The 18,660-nt window shown below is 62.2% G+C and carries 13 protein-coding genes and 1 pseudogene; 7 read left to right on the forward strand and 7 right to left on the reverse strand.

The genetic code is table 11. The features are described from left to right. Positions 1-22: 22 nt before the first annotated feature. The 4 genes and pseudogenes from yidC to rpmH form a co-directional block, all read right to left on the reverse strand. A complete protein-coding gene (yidC, locus tag BVH73_RS08240; protein WP_079417725.1) occupies positions 23-1,726 on the reverse strand; it encodes a membrane protein insertase YidC in 1,704 nt (567 codons plus the stop codon). A 248-nt stretch (positions 1,727-1,974) separates the two neighbouring features. Further along, positions 1,975-2,181: pseudogene (yidD, locus tag BVH73_RS16080) on the reverse strand (membrane protein insertion efficiency factor YidD); the annotation flags it as partial. Continuing rightward, positions 2,178-2,597, reverse strand: a complete 420-nt coding sequence (locus tag BVH73_RS08250) for a ribonuclease P protein component (RefSeq protein ID WP_079417729.1) — start codon at positions 2,595-2,597, stop codon at positions 2,178-2,180. The pseudogene yidD and the gene BVH73_RS08250, both read right to left, overlap by 4 nt. Before the next feature lie 118 nt (positions 2,598-2,715). Continuing rightward, positions 2,716-2,850, reverse strand: a complete 135-nt coding sequence (gene rpmH, locus BVH73_RS08255; RefSeq protein ID WP_055451706.1) for a 50S ribosomal protein L34 — start codon at positions 2,848-2,850, stop codon at positions 2,716-2,718. 419 nt (positions 2,851-3,269) lie between these two features. Here rpmH and dnaA point away from each other — a divergent pair, with 419 nt between their 5' ends. The 5 genes from dnaA to BVH73_RS08280 all read left to right on the forward strand — a co-directional run bounded on the left by dnaA (position 3,270) and on the right by BVH73_RS08280 (position 11,810). Next, complete coding sequence (gene dnaA, locus BVH73_RS08260) at positions 3,270-4,718, forward strand: chromosomal replication initiator protein DnaA (protein ID WP_079417731.1); 1,449 nt, start codon at positions 3,270-3,272, stop codon at positions 4,716-4,718. A gap of 255 nt (positions 4,719-4,973) precedes the next feature. Further along, positions 4,974-6,089, forward strand: coding sequence for a DNA polymerase III subunit beta (gene dnaN / locus BVH73_RS08265; RefSeq protein WP_079417733.1), 1,116 nt, complete (start codon positions 4,974-4,976; stop codon positions 6,087-6,089). An 84-nt stretch (positions 6,090-6,173) separates the two neighbouring features. Further along, positions 6,174-8,657, forward strand: a complete 2,484-nt coding sequence (gene gyrB / locus BVH73_RS08270; RefSeq protein ID WP_079417735.1) for a DNA topoisomerase (ATP-hydrolyzing) subunit B — start codon at positions 6,174-6,176, stop codon at positions 8,655-8,657. Positions 8,658-8,758: 101 nt separating this feature from the next. After that, positions 8,759-10,510, forward strand: coding sequence for a class I SAM-dependent DNA methyltransferase (locus BVH73_RS08275; protein ID WP_079417737.1), 1,752 nt, complete (start codon positions 8,759-8,761; stop codon positions 10,508-10,510). After that, a complete protein-coding gene (locus BVH73_RS08280) occupies positions 10,500-11,810 on the forward strand; it encodes a restriction endonuclease subunit S (RefSeq protein WP_079417739.1) in 1,311 nt (436 codons plus the stop codon). Before BVH73_RS08275 ends, BVH73_RS08280 begins: the two co-directional genes overlap by 11 nt. Here the strand turns inward: BVH73_RS08280 and BVH73_RS15765 are convergent. The 3 genes from BVH73_RS15765 to BVH73_RS08295 are packed head-to-tail and all read right to left on the reverse strand — an operon-like array spanning position 11,774 to position 13,587. Further along, a complete protein-coding gene (locus BVH73_RS15765; RefSeq protein WP_154048455.1) occupies positions 11,774-12,127 on the reverse strand; it encodes a hypothetical protein in 354 nt (117 codons plus the stop codon). The two genes, BVH73_RS08280 and BVH73_RS15765, sit on opposite strands and share 37 nt — an antisense overlap. A gap of 58 nt (positions 12,128-12,185) precedes the next feature. Next, a complete protein-coding gene (locus BVH73_RS08290; RefSeq protein WP_013105976.1) occupies positions 12,186-12,482 on the reverse strand; it encodes a hypothetical protein in 297 nt (98 codons plus the stop codon). Continuing rightward, entirely contained in the window at positions 12,448-13,587 is a 1,140-nt protein-coding gene (locus tag BVH73_RS08295) for an IS630-like element ISThsp15 family transposase (RefSeq protein WP_013105975.1), read from the reverse strand. Before BVH73_RS08295 ends, BVH73_RS08290 begins: the two co-directional genes overlap by 35 nt. A 99-nt stretch (positions 13,588-13,686) precedes the next feature. On the opposite strand from BVH73_RS08295, the gene BVH73_RS08300 reads away from it, so the two are divergent. Both BVH73_RS08300 and BVH73_RS08305 read left to right on the forward strand, forming a co-directional pair. Beyond that, complete coding sequence (locus tag BVH73_RS08300) at positions 13,687-15,333, forward strand: ATP-binding protein (RefSeq protein ID WP_154048456.1); 1,647 nt, start codon at positions 13,687-13,689, stop codon at positions 15,331-15,333. A gap of 96 nt (positions 15,334-15,429) precedes the next feature. Next, positions 15,430-18,585 carry a type I restriction endonuclease subunit R gene (locus tag BVH73_RS08305; protein ID WP_079417743.1) on the forward strand — a complete coding sequence of 1,052 codons (3,156 nt, stop codon included), beginning with the start codon at positions 15,430-15,432 and terminating at the stop codon, positions 18,583-18,585. Positions 18,586-18,660: the final 75 nt, after the last annotated feature.

An 18,660-nucleotide genomic window follows, 5' to 3' on the forward strand; every position in this document is an offset into this window, starting at 1 on the left:
GCCAGCGCCGTTCAGGTCGGCCTTACTTGGTCGGCGTGCTGGCCGCGGCGTCGGTCAACACGCCGACACCCATCTTCTTGTTGATGAACCACTGCTGGGCAATGGACGTCGTGTTGTTGGTCAGCCAGTACAGCACCAGGCCTGCCGGGAAGAAGAAGAACATGATGGAGAACGCCGCGGGCATGATCCACATCAGCCGCGCCTGCATCGGGTCGGGCGGCGTCGGATTGAGCTTGACCTGCAGGAAGGAGGTCGCGGTCATGACCGCGGGCAGGATGTAGAACGGATCTTTGGCCGACAGGTCGTGAATCCACAGAATCCAGGGCGCGCCGCGCAACTCCACGCTCGACAGCAGCACCCAATACAGCGCGATGAACACCGGAATCTGGATCACGATGGGCAGGCAGCCGCCCAGCGGGTTGATCTTCTCCTTGCGGTACAGCTCGACCATGGCCTGGTTCATCTTGGTCTGATCGCCCTTGTACTGCTCACGCAGCGCGTTGATGCGCGGGCCGACCGCCTTCATGCGGGCCATCGACTTGTAGCTGGCCGCCGTCAGCGGGAAGAACGCCAGCTTGATCAACAGGGTCAGCACGATGATGGACCAGCCCCAGTTCTGCACCACGCGATGAATCACTTCCAGCAGCCAGAAAATCGGCTTGGCCAGAATGGTGACCCAGCCATAGTCCTTCACCAGCTCCAGGCCGGGGGCGAGCGCGCCCAGCGTGCTCTCCAGCTCGGGGCCGACGAACAGCTTCGCATTCGTGGTGATGCTCTTGCCCGGCGCAATCTGCGCCAGGGGCTGGATCACCCCCACCGCGTACAGGTTGTCGCCCAGCTTGCGGGTATAGAGATCGCGCGTGCCTTCATAGGGCTCGGGCACCCAGGCCGAGACGAAGTAGTGCTGAATCATGGCGACCCAGCCGCTGTCGGCCTTCTTGGGCGTCTCGTTGGTCTTCAGATCCTTGAACTCGAACTTCTGGAACTTGTTGGCGTTGTCGTAATACGCCGGTCCGGTGTAGGTGTGATAGAAGTGCGAATCGTCGCCCGGAGGCGTGTTGCCGTCGCGCACGAGCTGCATATACATCTGCGGCGTCACCGCGGCACTGCCGGTGTTGGTGATGGTGTTCTGCACATCCACCACATAGCTGTCACGGGTGAAGGTGTAGGTGCGCTCGAGTTTGATGCCGCCCAGATCGGGCGAAACCAGCTTGACCTGCAAGGTCTTGGCGTTGCCCATGTCGCGTGGACCGGGCTGCACCGTCATCTCGGTTTCATGGTTGGGAAAATCGCCGCCGATCAGGCCGGACTGCGCCATGTATTTATTGCTCGCCGAGTCGTCGAACAGCACCACATTCTTGCCCGGCTCGGTGCGGCTCTCATACTTGAGCAGCTTGGCGTACACCAGATTGCCGCCGCGAGAGGAAATCTTCACCTCCATCAAGTCGGTGTGCAGAGTAGTGATCTGCGCCGCGGGTGCCGATGACGCTGCGCCGACCGGCGCGGCCAGAGGAGCGCCAGTGGCCGCGCTTGTGGTGCCCGGCAGCGTGGCCGCACTCGGCGCGGCCTGCGGCACGGCGCTGGTCGGCGCACTCGCCACCTGCGCGGGATGGGCCGGCGGGGTTCCGAACAAGTCGGTCTCACCGTTGTAGCGCAACCATGCGTTGTACAGAAAAATCATCGACATGGCGAATACCACCCAAAGAACCGAACGGCGGAGATCCATACGCAAATCCTGTTGTAGTGATGCAGAAGTGCCCGAAGACTTCAGGGCTTGGAAGAGAGGAATGAAGCTGGGGGTTTCGAAGCCCTCGCGCCGGTGCCAGACACCCCGGGCGAAACCGATTCATCAGACGTCGACGCGCTATTGTGCATGGCGGCCGGAGACGGTTCCTGAACCGCCTCCGACACCGCGGGCTCCGCCGACGCATCGGCATCGCCGCGATGACGCCAGGGCGCCCAGGTAAAACTCTCGGGCACCGGCTCATGCCCGCCGCGACACCACGGCTGACAGCGCAGGATTCTCGCGGCTCCCAGATAGGTTCCCGCCGCCGCGCCGTGCCGTTCCAGCGCGTCGATGGTGTACTGCGAGCATGTCGGGTAAAAGCGGCACTGCCCACCCACCCAGGGACTGAGCAGCAGCCGATACAGCCGCACCAACCCGATCAGCATCTGCTTCATGCGGAACTCCGCCCGGTCACGATCACCGTGCGTTCGATCCAGGCCTGGAGCAAAGCGTTCACCGCCTGCTGCACATAAGCCAGCAGGGCCGGCGAACGGGCGCTGCGGAAATCCGCCGGAAGCTTGCGCGTCAGACGCAGCATCAGCACCGGCGCCTGCAACTGCGCGGCCTCCGGAAGACGCAGTTCGCGCAGCGCCTGGCGCATCACCCGCTTGATGAGGTTGCGGCGCACAGCGGCCTTGCAGAATTTTTTCGGGATGACCAGTCCGAGCCAGCAGCGCGACGGCGCCGCGCCCACCTGCTGCCACTCGGCCGAGGCCGCGCGGTAATGCAGTCGGAACTCCGCCTGCTGAATGTGGCGCGCAGCAAAAAGCGCGGCAAACGCGTCGGGTTGCCGCAGCATTTCGATATTCATGGCACTCGGAAGTGCGGTGGAAGGATCGGACGTCGCGTCTTCGGCTCGCGCATGCGCGACCCCGCCAGACTGCAAGCCAGAAACCCGCAGACCGCTCAAACCCAACGGTCTGCCGACTTCAGACTGCCAGACGCTTGCGACCCTTGGCGCGGCGGGCGTTGATCACCGCACGGCCACCCTTGGTCTTCATGCGCACCAAAAAGCCATGGGTGCGCTGACGGCGGGTCTTCGAAGGTTGATACGTACGTTTCATGAAACTCACCTTGATTGAAAAACGGCCCGGACGAATGCTGTCCAGAAAAATGCGCTCGAATCCGGGTCAAACGAAGGCCGGGATTCCGAAAAAAAGCCCTCCATTGGACTGATCTTTACCCTGTTTGTCAAACAAGACCCCATTTTCTCATGCCTCTACGCCCTATCCAGAACGCCCCAGGCCTCGGCGGCCCAAGCCACATCGCCGTCATCCCGGCGTCTCCGGCGGACATGAAAAAAAGCGTCCTCGGTCTGTGGATAACCTGTGCAGCGGAGTTAAACTCAATCGCTTGCGCAAGGCGTTCACGGTCCGTGATTCGCCCTTTCGCCACTCCCCGCACCGCCGTAAAAAACTCCGTTTTCCGACCCTATCGTCACAGACGAGACGCCTCGGAACCTGCCTCTTTCCTTGTTTTCTGCATGACTCACGAACAATCCTGGCAGCAGTGCTGCGCCCAGCTGGCCACGGTCATTCCCGATCAACAGTTCGCGGCCTGGATCAAGCCGCTGTCCACCCCCCAATGGAGCGATGACGGCAGCACCGCCGTGCTCAACGTACCCAACCGCTTCAAGCTCGACTGGCTGCGCTCGCAGTATGGCGCCCGCATCACCGAATCGCTCAGCTCCGTCATGGGCCGACCCGTGCAGGTCGATTTCATGGTGCAGAAAGTACCGGCCCGTCCGGCCCTGCACCACAGCGGTGGCCAAGGGCTGCAGCCGGGCCAGGGCGGCGCGGCGTCATCGCCCCGCCCCGGGACGCCGGTCAGAGAGCTGGCCGATGGGTCTTCCGCGCCGCCCACCGACACCCCCATCTCGGCCCGGGACTCCGCCGAGGCCGACGCGCTCGAACGCTCCCGCCTCAACCCGATGCTCAACTTCGAGACGCTGGTCACCGGCAAGGCCAACCAGCTCGCTCGCGCCGCGGCCATCCAGGTCGCGGAGAACCCCGGGCGCTCCTACAACCCGCTGTTCATTTACGGCGGCGTCGGTCTGGGCAAAACTCACCTGATGCACGCCGTCGGCAACGCCCTGCTGGCGCAACAACCGGGCGCCCGCATCCGTTACCTGCAGGCCGAGCAGTTTGTGAGCGAAGTCGTGCGTGCCTATCAGCGCAAGGCCTTCGAGGAATTCAAGCGCTACTACCACTCGCTCGACCTGCTTTTGATCGACGATGTGCAGTTCTTCGCCGGCAAGGACAAGACGCAGGAAGAGTTCTTCTACGCCTTCGAGGCCCTCATCACCAAGCGCTCGCAGATCATCCTGACCAGCGATACCTACCCCAAGGAATTGCGGGAGATGGATCAGCGTCTGGTTTCCCGCTTCGATTCCGGTCTGACGGTGGCCATCGAACCGCCCGAACTGGAGATGCGCGTGGCCATTCTGCTGCGCAAGGCCGATGCCGAACTGACCAGTCTGCCGGAAGAAGTGGCGTTTTTTGTCGCCAAGAATGTGCGCTCCAACGTGCGCGAACTCGAAGGTGCGCTGCGAAAAATCCTGGCCTACGCGCGCTTCAGCGGGCAAGATGTCTCGATTGGTCTGGCCAAGGAGGCGCTCAAGGACCTTCTTTCACTGCAGAATCGCCAGGTCTCCGTGGAGAACATCCAAAAGACCGTGGCCGACTTCTACAAAATCAAGGTGGCCGACATGTATTCCAAAAAACGTCCCGCCAGCATCGCCCGGCCTCGCCAGATTGCCATGTATCTCGCCAAGGAGCTGACGCACAAGAGCCTGCCGGAGATCGGCGAACTGTTCGGGGGGCGCGATCACACCACGGTCTTGCACGCCGTGCGCAAGATCGGACAGGAGCGCACCAAGCTGCAGGAACTCAACCAGCAGCTCCACGTACTGGAACAAACGCTCAAAGCCTGATGCCGGGCAGCCGCGGAATCGGTGGCAAGGCGCCGAAAAAGAACAAGTCGTTGTGTAGGGTGTGAAGAATTTCTGGATAAGTCGGCAGATCCTGCAACTTGAGGCAAGTTGTTCCAAACCGTCCTTTTGCTCCCGGCCGTTTGTCCACAGACCTCTGTAACGATGCAAGCCGCATGAATACAGCGCTTTTTGTCTTATCCACAAGCCGGGGCGCCCCTTACTATCAGTCCTATTCTGAATAAAGGAAAAGAAAGAATGAACAGATTGACGTCTTCCCGTGATGAACTGCTCAAACTGCTCGGCCAAGGCGCAGGTATCGTCGAACGTCGCCAAACCCTGCCCATCCTGGCCAATGTGCTCATCCAGCACAACGTCCATGGCACCCAGTTCATCACCAGCGACATGGAAGTGCAGATTCGCCTCCAGGCGGGTGAGGCGGTTCAGACCAGTGCGGAAGATGCGGCCATCACGGTCAATATGCGCAAGCTGCTCGACATCCTGCGCGCGGCCAGTCCGGGCAACGTTACGCTGGAATGGTCTGAAGGCAAGATGACGGTTCGCGCTGCCAAGAGCCGCTTCAGCCTGCAGACCTTGCCGGCCGAAGACTTTCCGCTGGTGCGCGCCGCGGCCGATTTCAGCGACCATGTGCTGCGACTGCCGCAAAAACTACTCAAGCGACTGCTCGGCCTCACCCACTTCGCCATGGCGCAGCACGATATCCGCTACTACCTCAACGGTATGCTGTGGGTCGCTGAAGGGCAGCAGATGCATCTGGTGGCCACCGATGGACACCGCATGACCCTGGCCACCGCCCCGCTGGAAAAATCGGTTGAACGTCGCGAAATCATCCTGCCGCGCAAGACCGTGCTCGAACTCTCGCGCCTGTTGGGCGACGACGACGAGGCCATGATCGACATCGCGCTGGCCAGCAACCAGGCCCGCCTGAGCATGGACGGCCTCGAATTCACCAGCAAGCTCATCGAAGGCAAGTTTCCCGACTACCAGCGCGTCGTGCCGAAAGGCCACCGCAATATGCTTCAGGTTGAGCGCACCACCCTGCAGGCGGCGCTGCAGCGCGTGGCCATTCTCACCAACGACAAGTTCAAGGGCGTGCGCGTGAACCTCGAACCGGGTCTGCTGCGGCTGACCTCCATCAACGCCGAGCAGGAGGAAGCGCAGGAAGAGATCGACGTCGATTACGGCGGCGATGCCATCGAGATCGGCTTCAATATCGCCTATCTCATCGATGCCCTGGCCAATATGACCTCCGATCAGGTGCGCCTCGAACTGCTCGACGGGGCCAGCAGCGCCCTGTTCACCATGCCCGACGAACCCAATTTCAAGTACGTGGTCATGCCCATGCGGATCTGACCAGGCGCCCACCGCGCTTCACCCGGCGTCACCGTATCGATTTTTTCCATGGAGGCCCATGGAATCCGTTTTTGAAAGTGTCTGATGAACGAACCGAAGAACGACAGCTACAGCGAAAACTCCATTCAAATCCTGGAAGGACTCGAAGCGGTACGCAAACGTCCCGGCATGTACATCGGCGACACGTCCGACGGCACCGGTCTGCACCACCTGGTGTTCGAAGTCGTCGACAACTCCATCGACGAAGCCCTGGCCGGGTTCTGTGACGACATCGTCGTCACCATCCACTCCGACAACTCCATCAGCGTGTCCGACAACGGGCGGGGCATTCCCACCGGCGTCAAGATGGACGACAAGCACGAGCCCAAGCGCAGCGCGGCCGAAATCGCCCTCACCGAGCTGCACGCCGGCGGCAAGTTCAACCAGAACAGCTACAAGGTCTCTGGCGGCCTGCACGGCGTGGGCGTGAGCTGCGTCAATGCCCTGTCGCAATGGCTGCGCCTGGTCGTGCGCCGCGATGGCGAGGTGCATACCCTCGAATTCGCCCGCGGCGCGCTGCAGAACCGGCAGATTCAAGACATCGACGGCGTGCAGGTTTCCGCGGCGCCTGTTACCGGCAAGACCGACAAGCGCGGCACCGAAGTGCACTTCCTGCCCGATACCGAGATTTTCACCACCGTCGACTTCCATTACGAAGTGCTGGCCAAGCGCCTGCGCGAGCTGTCCTTTCTCAACCACGGCGTCAAGATCCGCCTGATCGACGAGCGTCAGGGCAAGGAGGAGAACTTCGCCTTCTCCGGCGGCGTGAAAGGCTTTGTCGAATACATCAACCGCGGCAAGACCGTGCTGCATCCCAGCATCTTTTACGCTCAGGCTGAAAAGGCTTCCGAGGTAGGCACCACCATCAGCGTGGAAGTCGCCATGCAGTGGAACGACGGCTACGCCGAGACGGTGCAGTGCTTCACCAACAACATTCCCCAGCGCGACGGCGGCACCCACCTCACCGGCCTGCGCGCGGCGATGACCCGGGTCATCAACAAATACATCGACGACAACGAACTGGCCAAGAAAGCCAAGGTCGAGATCAGCGGCGACGACATGCGCGAAGGCCTCACCTGCGTGCTGTCGGTCAAAGTGCCCGATCCCAAGTTCAGCAGCCAGACCAAGGACAAGCTGGTGTCGAGCGAAGTGCGCGGCCCGGTCGAAGACCTCGTGGCCAAGGCCCTGTCCGACTACCTGCTCGAAACCCCCGTTGATGCCAAGATCATCTGCGGCAAGATCATCGACGCCGCCCGGGCCCGCGAAGCCGCGCGCAAGGCGCGTGAAATGACCCGCCGCAAAGGCGTGATGGACGGCCTGGGCCTGCCCGGCAAACTGGCCGACTGCCAGGAAAAAGACCCCGCCCTTTGCGAGCTCTACCTGGTGGAGGGCGACTCCGCCGGCGGCTCGGCCAAACAGGGCCGCGACCGCAAATTCCAGGCCATCCTGCCGCTGCGCGGCAAGATCCTCAACGTCGAAAAGGCACGGTTCGAAAAGCTGCTCACCAGCAACGAAATTCTCACGCTCATCACCGCGATGGGCACCAGCATCGGCAAGGACGATTTCAACATCGACAAGCTGCGCTACCACCGCATCATCATCATGACCGATGCCGACGTGGACGGCGCCCACATCCGCACCCTGCTGCTCACCTTCTTCTTCCGCCAGATGCCCGAGATCGTCGAACGCGGGCACATCTACATCGCCCAGCCGCCGCTCTACAAAGTCAAGCACGGCAAGGACGAGCAGTATCTGAAAGACGGCTCCGAACTCGACGCCTACCTGCTGCGCGTGGCGCTCAAAGACGCCGCCATCCACCGCCCCGACACCCCCGCGCCCCTGGCGGGCGAAACCCTCGAACAGCTCGCCCGCCAGCACGTCCTGGCCGAGGCCGTGATCGCCCGTCTGGGCGTGTTCATGGACGAGCAGGCATTGCGCGCCATCGTCGATGGCGTGGCGATCGACCTCGACCATGCTGCGCAGTCCAGCGCCGACGCGCTGGCCGCCTATCTGGCGCAGCACACCGACCATGGCGAAGCGCCGCAGGTGCTGGCCGAGGTCGATCCGCGCACCGAAAAGCCCTATCTGCGCATCGTGCGCCGACACCACGGCAACCTCAAATCCACCGTGCTGCACGCCGACTTCGTCCACGGCGCCGACTACGCCGTGCTGGCGCAGGCCGCACAGACCTTCCACGGCCTCATCGCCGCAGGCTCCACCGTGCGCCGCGGCAACGGCGACAACGCCAAGGAAGCCCCAGTGGCCAGCTTCCGCGAAGCCATGGACTGGCTCATCCGCCAGGCCGAAAACACCGTCGGCCGCCAGCGCTACAAAGGCCTGGGCGAAATGAACCCCGAGCAGCTCTGGGAAACCACCATGGACCCGGCCGTGCGCCGCCTGCTGCGCGTGCAGATCGACGACGCCATCGAAGCCGACCGCGTGTTCACCATGCTCATGGGCGACGAAGTCGAACCCCGCCGCGACTTCATCGAAACCAACGCCCTGCGGGCGGCGAATCTGGATGTGTGAGTCTGCCCGCCCGCGCGCGGCACCATGAACCAACTTTACTGACCCCCCAATGCCCGGCCTTCCGGGCATTGGCGTTTCTGGCACACCCACAACACGTCATCATGCAAGCAGTTGAGCAAGACTTCTTCAACGACCTCGAAAAAAAGCTCTGGACCGCCGCCAACAAGCTGCTTCCCAGCCTGGACGCCGCCGTCTACAAGCACATCGTGCTCGGCCTGCTCTTCATCAAGTACGTGTCCGACGCGTTTGAAGAACGGCAGAAGGCGCTGCGCGGGCAATTCAAGAACCCCGACCATGATTACTACATGGCGCCGCTGGACTACGCCGACGACTACGACGGCCACATCGCCGCCGAGCTGGAAGTGCGCGACTACTACACCGAAAAAAACGTCTTCTGGGTGCCGCTGGAAGCCCGCTGGCAAACCCTGGTGAACTGCGCCCAGCTGCCGCCCGGCGCGGCCCTGCCGTGGCCTCAGCCGGGCAAGGCCGAGCCCGAGAAAATGCGCACCGTGGGCTGGCTTATCGACAACGCCATGGAAGCCATCGAGCGCGAAAACCCCAAGCTCAAGAACGTCCTCAACAAGACCTTCGTCAACTCGCAGATCGAGTCGCCCAAGCTGGCCGACCTCATCGCCCTGTTCTCCGACACCAATTTCCACGCCACCGAACACCGGGGCCAGCCGCTCAACCTCAAGGCCAAAGACATCCTGGGCCATGTGTACGAATACTTCCTCGGCCAATTCGCGCTGGCCGAAGGCAAGAAGGGCGGCCAGTACTACACGCCCAAGGCCATCGTCGGCCTCATCGTCAACATGCTCCAGCCCTTCAAAGGCCGTGTGTACGACCCGGCCATGGGCTCCGGCGGCTTCTTTGTGCAGAGCGAAGACTTCATCGAGCAGCACGCGGGGGTGGCCGCCCAAAACCAGGGCAACAAGGCCAGCGGCCAGATCAGCGTCTACGGCCAAGAGAGCAACCCCACCACCTGGAAGCTCGCGGCCATGAACATGGCCATCCGCGGCATCGACTTCAACTTCGGCCCCGGCCCTGCCGACACCCTGCTGAACGACCTGCACCCCGACCTGCGGGCCGACTACGTCATGGCCAACCCCCCCTTCAACATGAAGGAGTGGTGGAACGCCAAGCTGGAGAAAGACCCGCGCTGGATCGCCGGCACCCCGCCCCAGGGCAACGCCAACTTCGCCTGGCTGCAGCACATGCTCTACCACCTGGCGCCCACCGGCAGCATGGCCCTGCTGCTGGCCAACGGCTCCATGAGCAGCAACACCAACTTTGAGGGCGAAATCCGCAAGCGGCTGGTGGAAGACGACTACGTCGAGTGCATGGTCGCCCTGCCTGGCCAGCTCTTCACCAACACGCAGATCCCCGCCTGCATCTGGTTCCTCACCCGCGACAAGGCCAACGGCTTCAACCTCAGCAAAAAGAAGCGCGACCGGCGCAAGCAGTTCCTCTTCATCGACGCCCGCCAGATGGGCTACATGAAAGACCGCGTGCTGCGCGACTTCACCGACGCCGACATCCAGAAGATCGCCGACACCTTCCACGCCTGGCAGCAATCGGCCCCCTCGCCCCAGGGGGGAGAGGGCGGGGGTGAGGGGGCTTACCAAAACATTCCCGGCTTCTGCTACTCAGCCAGCCTGGACGACATCCGCAAGCACGAACACGTGCTGACCCCGGGGCGCTACGTGGGCGCTGAAGACCAGGCCGAAGACGCCGAAGCCTTCGCCGACAAGATGGCGCGGCTGACGACGCAGTTGGCGGAACAGTTCGCGGAGAGCGCGAAGCTGGAGGGCGAGATCAAGAAGAACTTGGCGGGGTTGGGATATGCAGTCTGACTGGCGTGAGTTGACGCTCGGTGAGTTTGTTCGACTACAGCGAGGTCACGATCTCACTGCGAGCGAGCAACGACCCGGGCCATTTCCAGTCATGGGGTCAGCTGGGCCTAACGGAAATCACCATGAGTACAAGGCGGTTGGCCCGGGCGTCGTTATCGGACGCAGCGGTGCGTCAATGGGCAGGGTCCACTACTGCGAGCAGGACTTCTGGCCACACAACACTTGTATGTATGTCACGGACTTCCAGGGAAACAATCCACTGTTCGTGTACTACAAGCTGGCTGAGCTGGATCTCGCTAGATTCAACTCTGGCAGCGCACAGCCTTCGCTAAATCGAAACTACATCTATGGCATGTCGCTACGGGTTCCCACAAGGGCGCTCCAGGACGCGATAGTGAGCACGGTGTGCTCTATTGACCAGAAGATTGACATCAACCACCGCATCAACCAAACCCTCGAAGCTATGGCGCAAGCCATCTTCAAATCGTGGTTTGTCGATTTCGACCCCGTCAAAGCCAAGATCGCCGCCAAGGCCGAAGGCCGCGACCCGCTGCGCGCCGCGATGACCGCCATCAGCGGCAAGCCCGACGCCGAACTCGACACCCTGCCCCCCGACCAGTTCGCCCCCCTCGCCGCCACCGCCGCGCTGTTTCCGGATGAGATGGAGGACTCGGAACTGGGGGAGATTCCGAAGGGATGGGCAATCAATCAAATCAATCAGTTCGGAGATGTCGTTTGTGGGAAAACCCCATCCAAAATGAACCCCGAGTTCTTTGGTAAAGGTATTCCATTCATAAAAATTCCGGACATGCACCACAGCGTGTATGTTGTAAGCCCATCGGAACAGTTGTCGATGAGTGGCGCAACCTCACAAGCAAAGAAGACGATTCCGTCTGGTTCGATTAGTGTGAGCTGCATCGCGACAGTTGGCAAGGTGGTCATAACCCACGAACCATCGCAAACAAACCAACAAATAAATAGCATTGTTCCAAGGCATCCTCAATACACCGCCTACCTATACTTCCAGATGATGGAGAAAGAAAAGGAATTTCACGATTTGGCTAGTGGAGGCAGTGCAACGTTAAACATGAATACCTCTACCTTTTCGAAGGTGAGTGTTCTCGCTCCCGCATTCAATGTGCTGGAAGAATTTAGTGTGATTGTTGAACCGCTATTCAGTGAAATCTTGGCAAGGCAAAAGGAGTCTGCGCTTCTATCTGAAATGCGCGACACCGTTCTTCCCAAGCTCCTCTCGGGTGAACTTCAAGTCCAGCCCGCCGAGGCAGAAGCCACCGCGTGAGCGACGCGCATCGACAAGGGCAACCCATGATCGATCTTCAATCGCTCGAAGACTTGTCGCTGCTGCGCGAATCCGTTTCGCTCGAATGCAAGCTGGCCAACGGCCGCGATGGGCAGGGCGCCTTGCCGGACGACTTCTGGCCCACCTACAGCGCCATGGCCAACGCCGATGGCGGTGTGGTGGTGCTGGGGCTGCGCGAGCGCCAGGGGCGCTTTGAGCCAGCGGGCATAGCGAACGCCGAGAAGGTGCGAACCGAGCTGTTCAACAACCTCAACAACCGCCAGAAGGTCAGCGTCAACCTGTTGACCGATGCCCACGTGCGCGAGTGGGTGGTGGACGGCAAGACCTTGCTAGTACAACATCCCTTAAATAGAGTTACAGCTCAGGATCAAGGTATGGCGCCAGCATGGCGACCACGATCTCGGCGGTTTGGTGCAGGTTGCCGGAGGCGGGCAGTGGCTCCCAACGCCCTGAATGGGTTCGAAAGGCAGCCACGTAGTGGTCGCGCCCTGTCTCGGTCAATCGGGCGACGGTGTCGAGGGATTCGTCGCGCTGCATCTGGATGAGCAGATGCTTGCCATAGCGGCGCACTCGGGCGGCGGCGTGCCCGGTCAACTGGGCGAGCAAGCCCTGCAATTCACTGGCGGGGTCGGGGACGAGGGGTGCGGTCATGGCGAGAGCAATGGACGTGATGCCTAGGCTCCCCAGTTTGCAACTCGAAGCCTGCAAACGTCCAGCGGAACGGTCGCGGATCGAGGTTGCGCTGGGCAATGAAGTCCTCGGTGCGCTCGCGCAGATGGTGCACCGAGATGTGGCTGGCACGGCGCAGCACCCGGCGGGCGTAGATGCCGAACAGCAACTCGATCTGGTTGACCCAACTGGCATGCAGCGGGGTGTAGTGAAAGACGAAGCGTCCGCCGTGTCGGGCATTGAACGCCTGCCACACGCCCCAGGCGCGATGGGTATTGAGGTTGTCCCAGATGACATGCACGGGCCCGCTGGGATATGCGCGCGCGACGTCTTCCATGAAAGCCACGAGGTCGGCCTGGGTGCGGCGATCGGTACAGCGCCCCAGCACACGGCCGGTATGCACGTCCAGCGCCGCGGTCAGCGCCTGTGTACCGTGGCGGATGTATTCGAATTCGTGGCGGCGCAGTCGCCCGGGTTGCGCGTGGCGATCCGCATGCTTGCGCTCGATGGCCTGGATGCCGGTCTTCTCATCGACGCTCAGCACCACGCTGCCCTTGGGCGCGCGCCGGTACAGCGCGCAAATCGCGTTGACCTTCTCGCGGAATTGCGGGTCGGGCGAATGCAACCATTGCCGAACGCGGTGCGGCCGCACGTCGCCAGCCTGCAAAATGCGCTGCAAGTGGCTACGGCTGATGTGCTTGACCACGCCTCGCTCCACTGCGCGCACGCACAACTCATCCAGCGTCGGCAGCGTCCCGGCGCGATCCTCGCCGGTCTCGCACGCTAGCGCCAGCAGTTGCAAACGCTGCGCCGGGTCAATCTGTCGAGGTCGGCCCGGGCGCAGCCCCTCGTGCAGGCCTTCCACACCCGATTGCGCAAGCCGCTCTCGCCAGCGCATCACGGTCGGCCGCGACACCTGCAACGTCGATGCGATCGACGAGATCGTGTGTCCATCGTGGAGCAGCAACGCGATCCGCGCTCGCAGCGCGTCGCGCTGCGGCGCCGTACCCCGACGCAGCGTATCTCGCAGCTTCGCCTGATCCTTCCTCGACAACTTGATGACTGATGCCACGCGCTCACGACTCATGGCCAAACAGTCTACTTCATGCCCCTCTCTATGTAACGGTATTTCAGGGATGTTGTACTAGTGGTGGAGATTCCGCGCGCCCGGCGGCAGCAGCGCCCGGTGTACCTCACCACCAACCCCTTGGGCGGCAACACCTACCGGCGCTTGAACGAGGGCGACCGGCCGCTGGCAGACGAAGACGTCAAGCGCATGCTGGCCGAGCAGGTAGAGGACAGTCGGGATGACCGCATTTTGCGCAACTTTGGCTTTGACGACCTGGACATGGGCAGCTTCCGGGCCTATCGCCAGGTGTTCGCTAACCGCGACCCGGGTCATCCCTGGAACGAAGAGAACGACCAAGCCTTTTTGCGCCGCATTGGCGGTTGGCGCATGGATCGGGAAACCGGGGACGCTGGTCTGACCTTGGCAGGTTTGCTCATGTTCGGTCAGATGAGCGTTGTCCAGGAAGTGTTGCCCAACTACGTGCTGGACTATCAGGAGCGTCCAATGGCCAAGGCAGAGCGCCGGTGGGTGGACAGGCTGACGCTGGATGGCAAATGGTCCGGCAACCTGTACGACTTCTACCGTAAGGTCTACCTGAAGCTCACGGCCGATCTGAAAGTTCCTTTTCAGTTGGAGAAAGGTGAGCGGCAGGACGAGACCCCTGTGCACGTGGCGCTGCGCGAGGCGTTGGCCAATGTGCTGGTCCACGCCGATTACAGCGAGCGGGCATCGGTCCTGGTGGTCAAGCGGCCGGACATGTTCGGGTTTCGCAACCCGGGCTTGATGCGCATTCCGGTGGAGGTGGCTTTGCACGGCGGGGAGCCGGACTGCCGCAACCGGAACCTGCACAAGATGTTCCGCTTTGTCGGTGTGGGTGAACAGGCCGGAACGGGCATTCCGCGCATCCTCCAGGGCTGGAATTCGCAGCACTGGAATCCGCCCAAGCTGTACGAGTCGTCTACGCCTTACAACCAGACGCTGCTGGAGTTGCGGATGATCGATCTGTTCCCGGTCGAGGTGATCGCTGATTTGCGCGCCCGTTTTGGCGCTCAGTTTGATCAGCTTAAACATGAGGAGCGCGTGGCCCTGGCGCTCACGGGTAGTGAGGGCACCGTCAACCACGCACGCCTGTGCACGGTATCCTCCGCCCACCCGGTGGAGTTGACCCGTACGTTGCAGCACCTAACCCAGCTAGGGATGCTGGATTCAACGGGATCGGGCCGAGGGGCGGTGTATTTTCTGCCGGGCCAGCATTTACCGACTCCGGATGATGTGTTTGGGCCTCCTTCTCAGGCCGTCGGTCCCAGCTCCTCAGGTTTGGACGGTAGCTCCTCAGTTTTGAGCGCGAGCTCCTCAGTTTTGACGGGTAGCTCCTCAACTTCCGACCAGCAACGGGATGAAGATGGCTATCTGGTCACAGATCAGCTGCCGTTGCCCGTCATCAGCGACTTGAACTCACTGTCGCCATCCTTGCGGACAAGGCTTGAAGAGCTGGCAGCCGAACCAAGGCAAAAAAAGAAGCTGGATCGGGAAAGCTTTGAGGCAGCCGTTTTGGCGGTTTGCGCCGGGCACTATCTGACATTGAATGCCTTGGCGGAACTCCTCAACCGCAAGCCGTCTTCCTTGAGAAACGAGTATCTGACGCCCATGGTGCGCCAGAAGACATTGAGCTTGGCGTTCCCGACGACCCCGACTCACGAAAGGCAAGCGTATTGCACGACCAGTTCGGTGGCACAGGAGGCTCAGGATGGAAAGGTGCTTTAACGCAAACCTGAATCGTCCGACTGGGCGTGGGAAAAACAATAAAAATCAACAACTTATGTGCTTTAACGCAAGCTTTCAAAGTTCCGGTGCTCCATCATGCTGAACGAACAACAACTCGAAGACCTGTGCATCGGCTGGTTCCAGCAGACGGGCTGGCAATTCGCCCACGGACCAGACATTGCGCCCGAAGGCGACCGGCCCGAGCGGGCGGACTTTGGGCAGGTGATCCTGCGCGAGCGGCTGCTGGCGGCGCTGGCGCGCATCAACCCGCAGATTCCGGCCGCCGCGCTGGAGCAGGCGGCGCACACGCTGCAGACGGTGAGCGAGCCGTTGCTGGTGGTGCGCAACCGGGCGGTGCACCGGCTGCTGCTGGGCGGGGTGGACGTGAGCTTTGCCCAGGCCGATGGCGAGGGCAAGGTCAGCGATCTGGTCAGCTTGATCGACTTTGCCCAGCCATCGAACAACGAGTTTCTGGTGGTCAACCAGTTCACCGTGGCGGGCAGCAAGCAGCCGCGCCGGCCGGATCTGGTGGTGTTCGTCAACGGGCTGCCGCTCGCGGTGATCGAGCTGAAGAATCCGTCCAACGAGCAGACCGACATCTGGGACGCGTTCAACCAGCTGCAGACCTACAAGGATGAAGCGGCCGACCTGTTCAACGGCAACGCGGCGCTGGTGATCAGCGATGGCTTCACCGCCCGGGTGGGTTCGCTCACGGCCGATGCCGAGCGCATGCTGCCCTGGCGCACCATTGCCAACGAGAACGACCGCCCGCGCCTGCAGATGGAGCTGGAGACGCTGGTGCGCGGCTTCTTCAAGCCCGAGCTGTTTCTGGACTACGTGCGGCACTTTGTGCTGTTCGAGCAGGACGGGGACCGCATCGTCAAGAAGATCGCGGGCTACCACCAGTTCCACGCGGTGCGCGAGGCGGTGCGCGCCACCGTGATCGCCGCGCAGGACGCCGACAGGGGCTTGCTGGAGGTGCGCGAAGAACGCGCCACCTACGGCCGCGAGGTGCAACCGGGCTCGCGCAAGGCGGGCGTGGTGTGGCACACGCAGGGCTCGGGCAAGAGCATCACCATGGCCTGCTACGCGGGCAAGCTGCTGCCGCAGCCCGAGATGAAGAACCCCACCCTGGTGGTGGTGACCGACCGCAACGACCTGGACGGCCAGTTGTTCGGCACCTTCAGCGCCGCCAGCGACCTGCTGCGAACCACGCCGGTGCAGGCCACCGGGCGCGACGAGCTGCGCGACATGCTGGCCTCGCGCGAGGCGGGCGGCATCATCTTCACCACGGTGCAGAAGTTCGCCTTGCTGGAGGGTGAAGCCGCGCACCCGTTGCTGTCGGGTCGATCAAACATTGTGGTGATGTCGGACGAGGCGCACCGCAGCCAGTACGGCATGAAGGGCCGGCTGGACACCAAGACCGGTAAGTACGTTTACGGCTACGCCAAGCACCTGCGCGACGCGCTGAAGAACGCCACCTTCATCGGCTTCACCGGTACGCCCATCGCGCTGGAAGACAAAGACACCCGCGCGGTGTTTGGCGACTACGTCAGCATCTACGACATCCAGGACGCGGTGGACGACGGTGCGACGGTGCCGATCTTTTACGAAAGCCGCCTGGCCAAGCTGGACGTGAAGCAGGCCGAGATCGACGCGCTCAATGCGCAGGTGGACGAGGTCTTTGAAGACGAAGAAGACGTGGCCGTCCGCGAAAAGTCCAAAAGCGAATGGGCGGCACTGGAGAAGCTGGTGGGCGCCGAGCCGCGCCTGCAGCAGGTGGCCAAGGACTTGGTGCAGCACTTCGAGGCGCGTATCAGCGTCATCGACGGCAAGGCCATGATCGTCTGCATGAGCCGCGAGATTTGCGTGCAGCTCTACAACGCCATCGTGGCGCTGCGACCCGACTGGCACAGCACCGACCCGGAACAAGGCGTCATCAAGGTGGTGATGACCGGATCGGCCGCCGACAAGGCGCTCCTGCAACCGCACATCTACACGAACCAGGTGAAGAGGCGGCTGGAGAAGCGCTTCAAGGACCCGAAGGACTCGCTGAAGCTGGTGATCGTGCGCGACATGTGGCTGACCGGTTTTGACGCGCCGTCGTGCCACACCATGTACGTGGACAAACCCATGAAGGGCCACAACCTGATGCAGGCCATTGCGCGGGTGAACCGGGTATTCAAGAACAAGCCCGGCGGCCTGGTGGTGGACTACATCGGCATTGCCAACGAGCTGAAGGCGGCGCTGAAGGACTACACCGACTCCAAGGGCAAGGGCGACCCGGCGCACAACGCGGCCGAGGCGCTGGCGGTGCTGCTGGAGAAGATGGACATCGTGCGCGGCCTGATGCACGGCTTGGACTACAGCGCGTTCACGACCAACGCCGTACCGCTGCTGGTGCCCGCGGCGGAACACATCCTGGGCCAGAAGGACGGCAAGACGCGCTTCCTGGACACCATGACGGCGGTGAGCAAGGCGTTTTCGCTCTGCGGCACGCTGGACGAGGCCATCGCGCTGCGCCAGGAGATCGCGTTCTTCGCGGCCATCAAGGCGGCCATCAACAAGTTCACCACGGTGGACAAGAAGCGCAGCGATGCGGAGAAAAGCAGTGCGCTCAAGCAGATCCTGGACAACGCCATCGTGGCCGATGGCGTGGCCGACATCTTTGCGCTGGCGGGGCTCGACAAACCCAACATCGGCTTGTTGTCAGAAGAGTTCCTCGAAGACGTGCGGCAGATGAAGACCAGGAACCTGGCCGTGGAACTGCTCGAAAAGTTGTTGCGCGACGAGATCAAGGCGCGGGCGCGCAACAACGTGGTTCAAGAGAAGAAGTACGGCGACCGCCTGCTGGAGACCCTGCGCAAGTACCACAACCGGGCCATCGAGACGGCGCAGGTGATCGAAGAGCTGATCGAGATGGCCAAGGAGTTCCAGGCGGTGCTGGAGCGCGAGGCCGCGCTGGGCCTGAGCCCCGACGAGATCGCGTTCTACGACGCCCTGGCCAACAACGAGAGCGCGGTGCGCGAGCTGGGCGACGACATCCTGAAGAAGATCGCCGTCGAGATCACCGAGAAACTGCGTGCCAGCACCACGGTGGACTGGCAGGTGCGGGAAAGCGTGCGTGCGCGTCTGCGCATCCTGGTGCGCCGCACGTTGCAGAAGTGGAAGTACCCGCCCGATCAGCAGCCGGTGGCGGTGGAACTGGTGCTCCAGCAAGCCGAGAAGTTCGCGAGCGACTGGACCGCTTGAGGGGCGCGGCTTGCTCGTCATGATGGCGACAGCAGCGTCACGTCCTTGCTTTCTTCCCCCGAGCAAAAACGCGGC

This window comes from Thiomonas intermedia, assembly GCF_002028405.1.
GTDB lineage: Bacteria > Pseudomonadota > Gammaproteobacteria > Burkholderiales > Burkholderiaceae_C > Thiomonas > Thiomonas intermedia.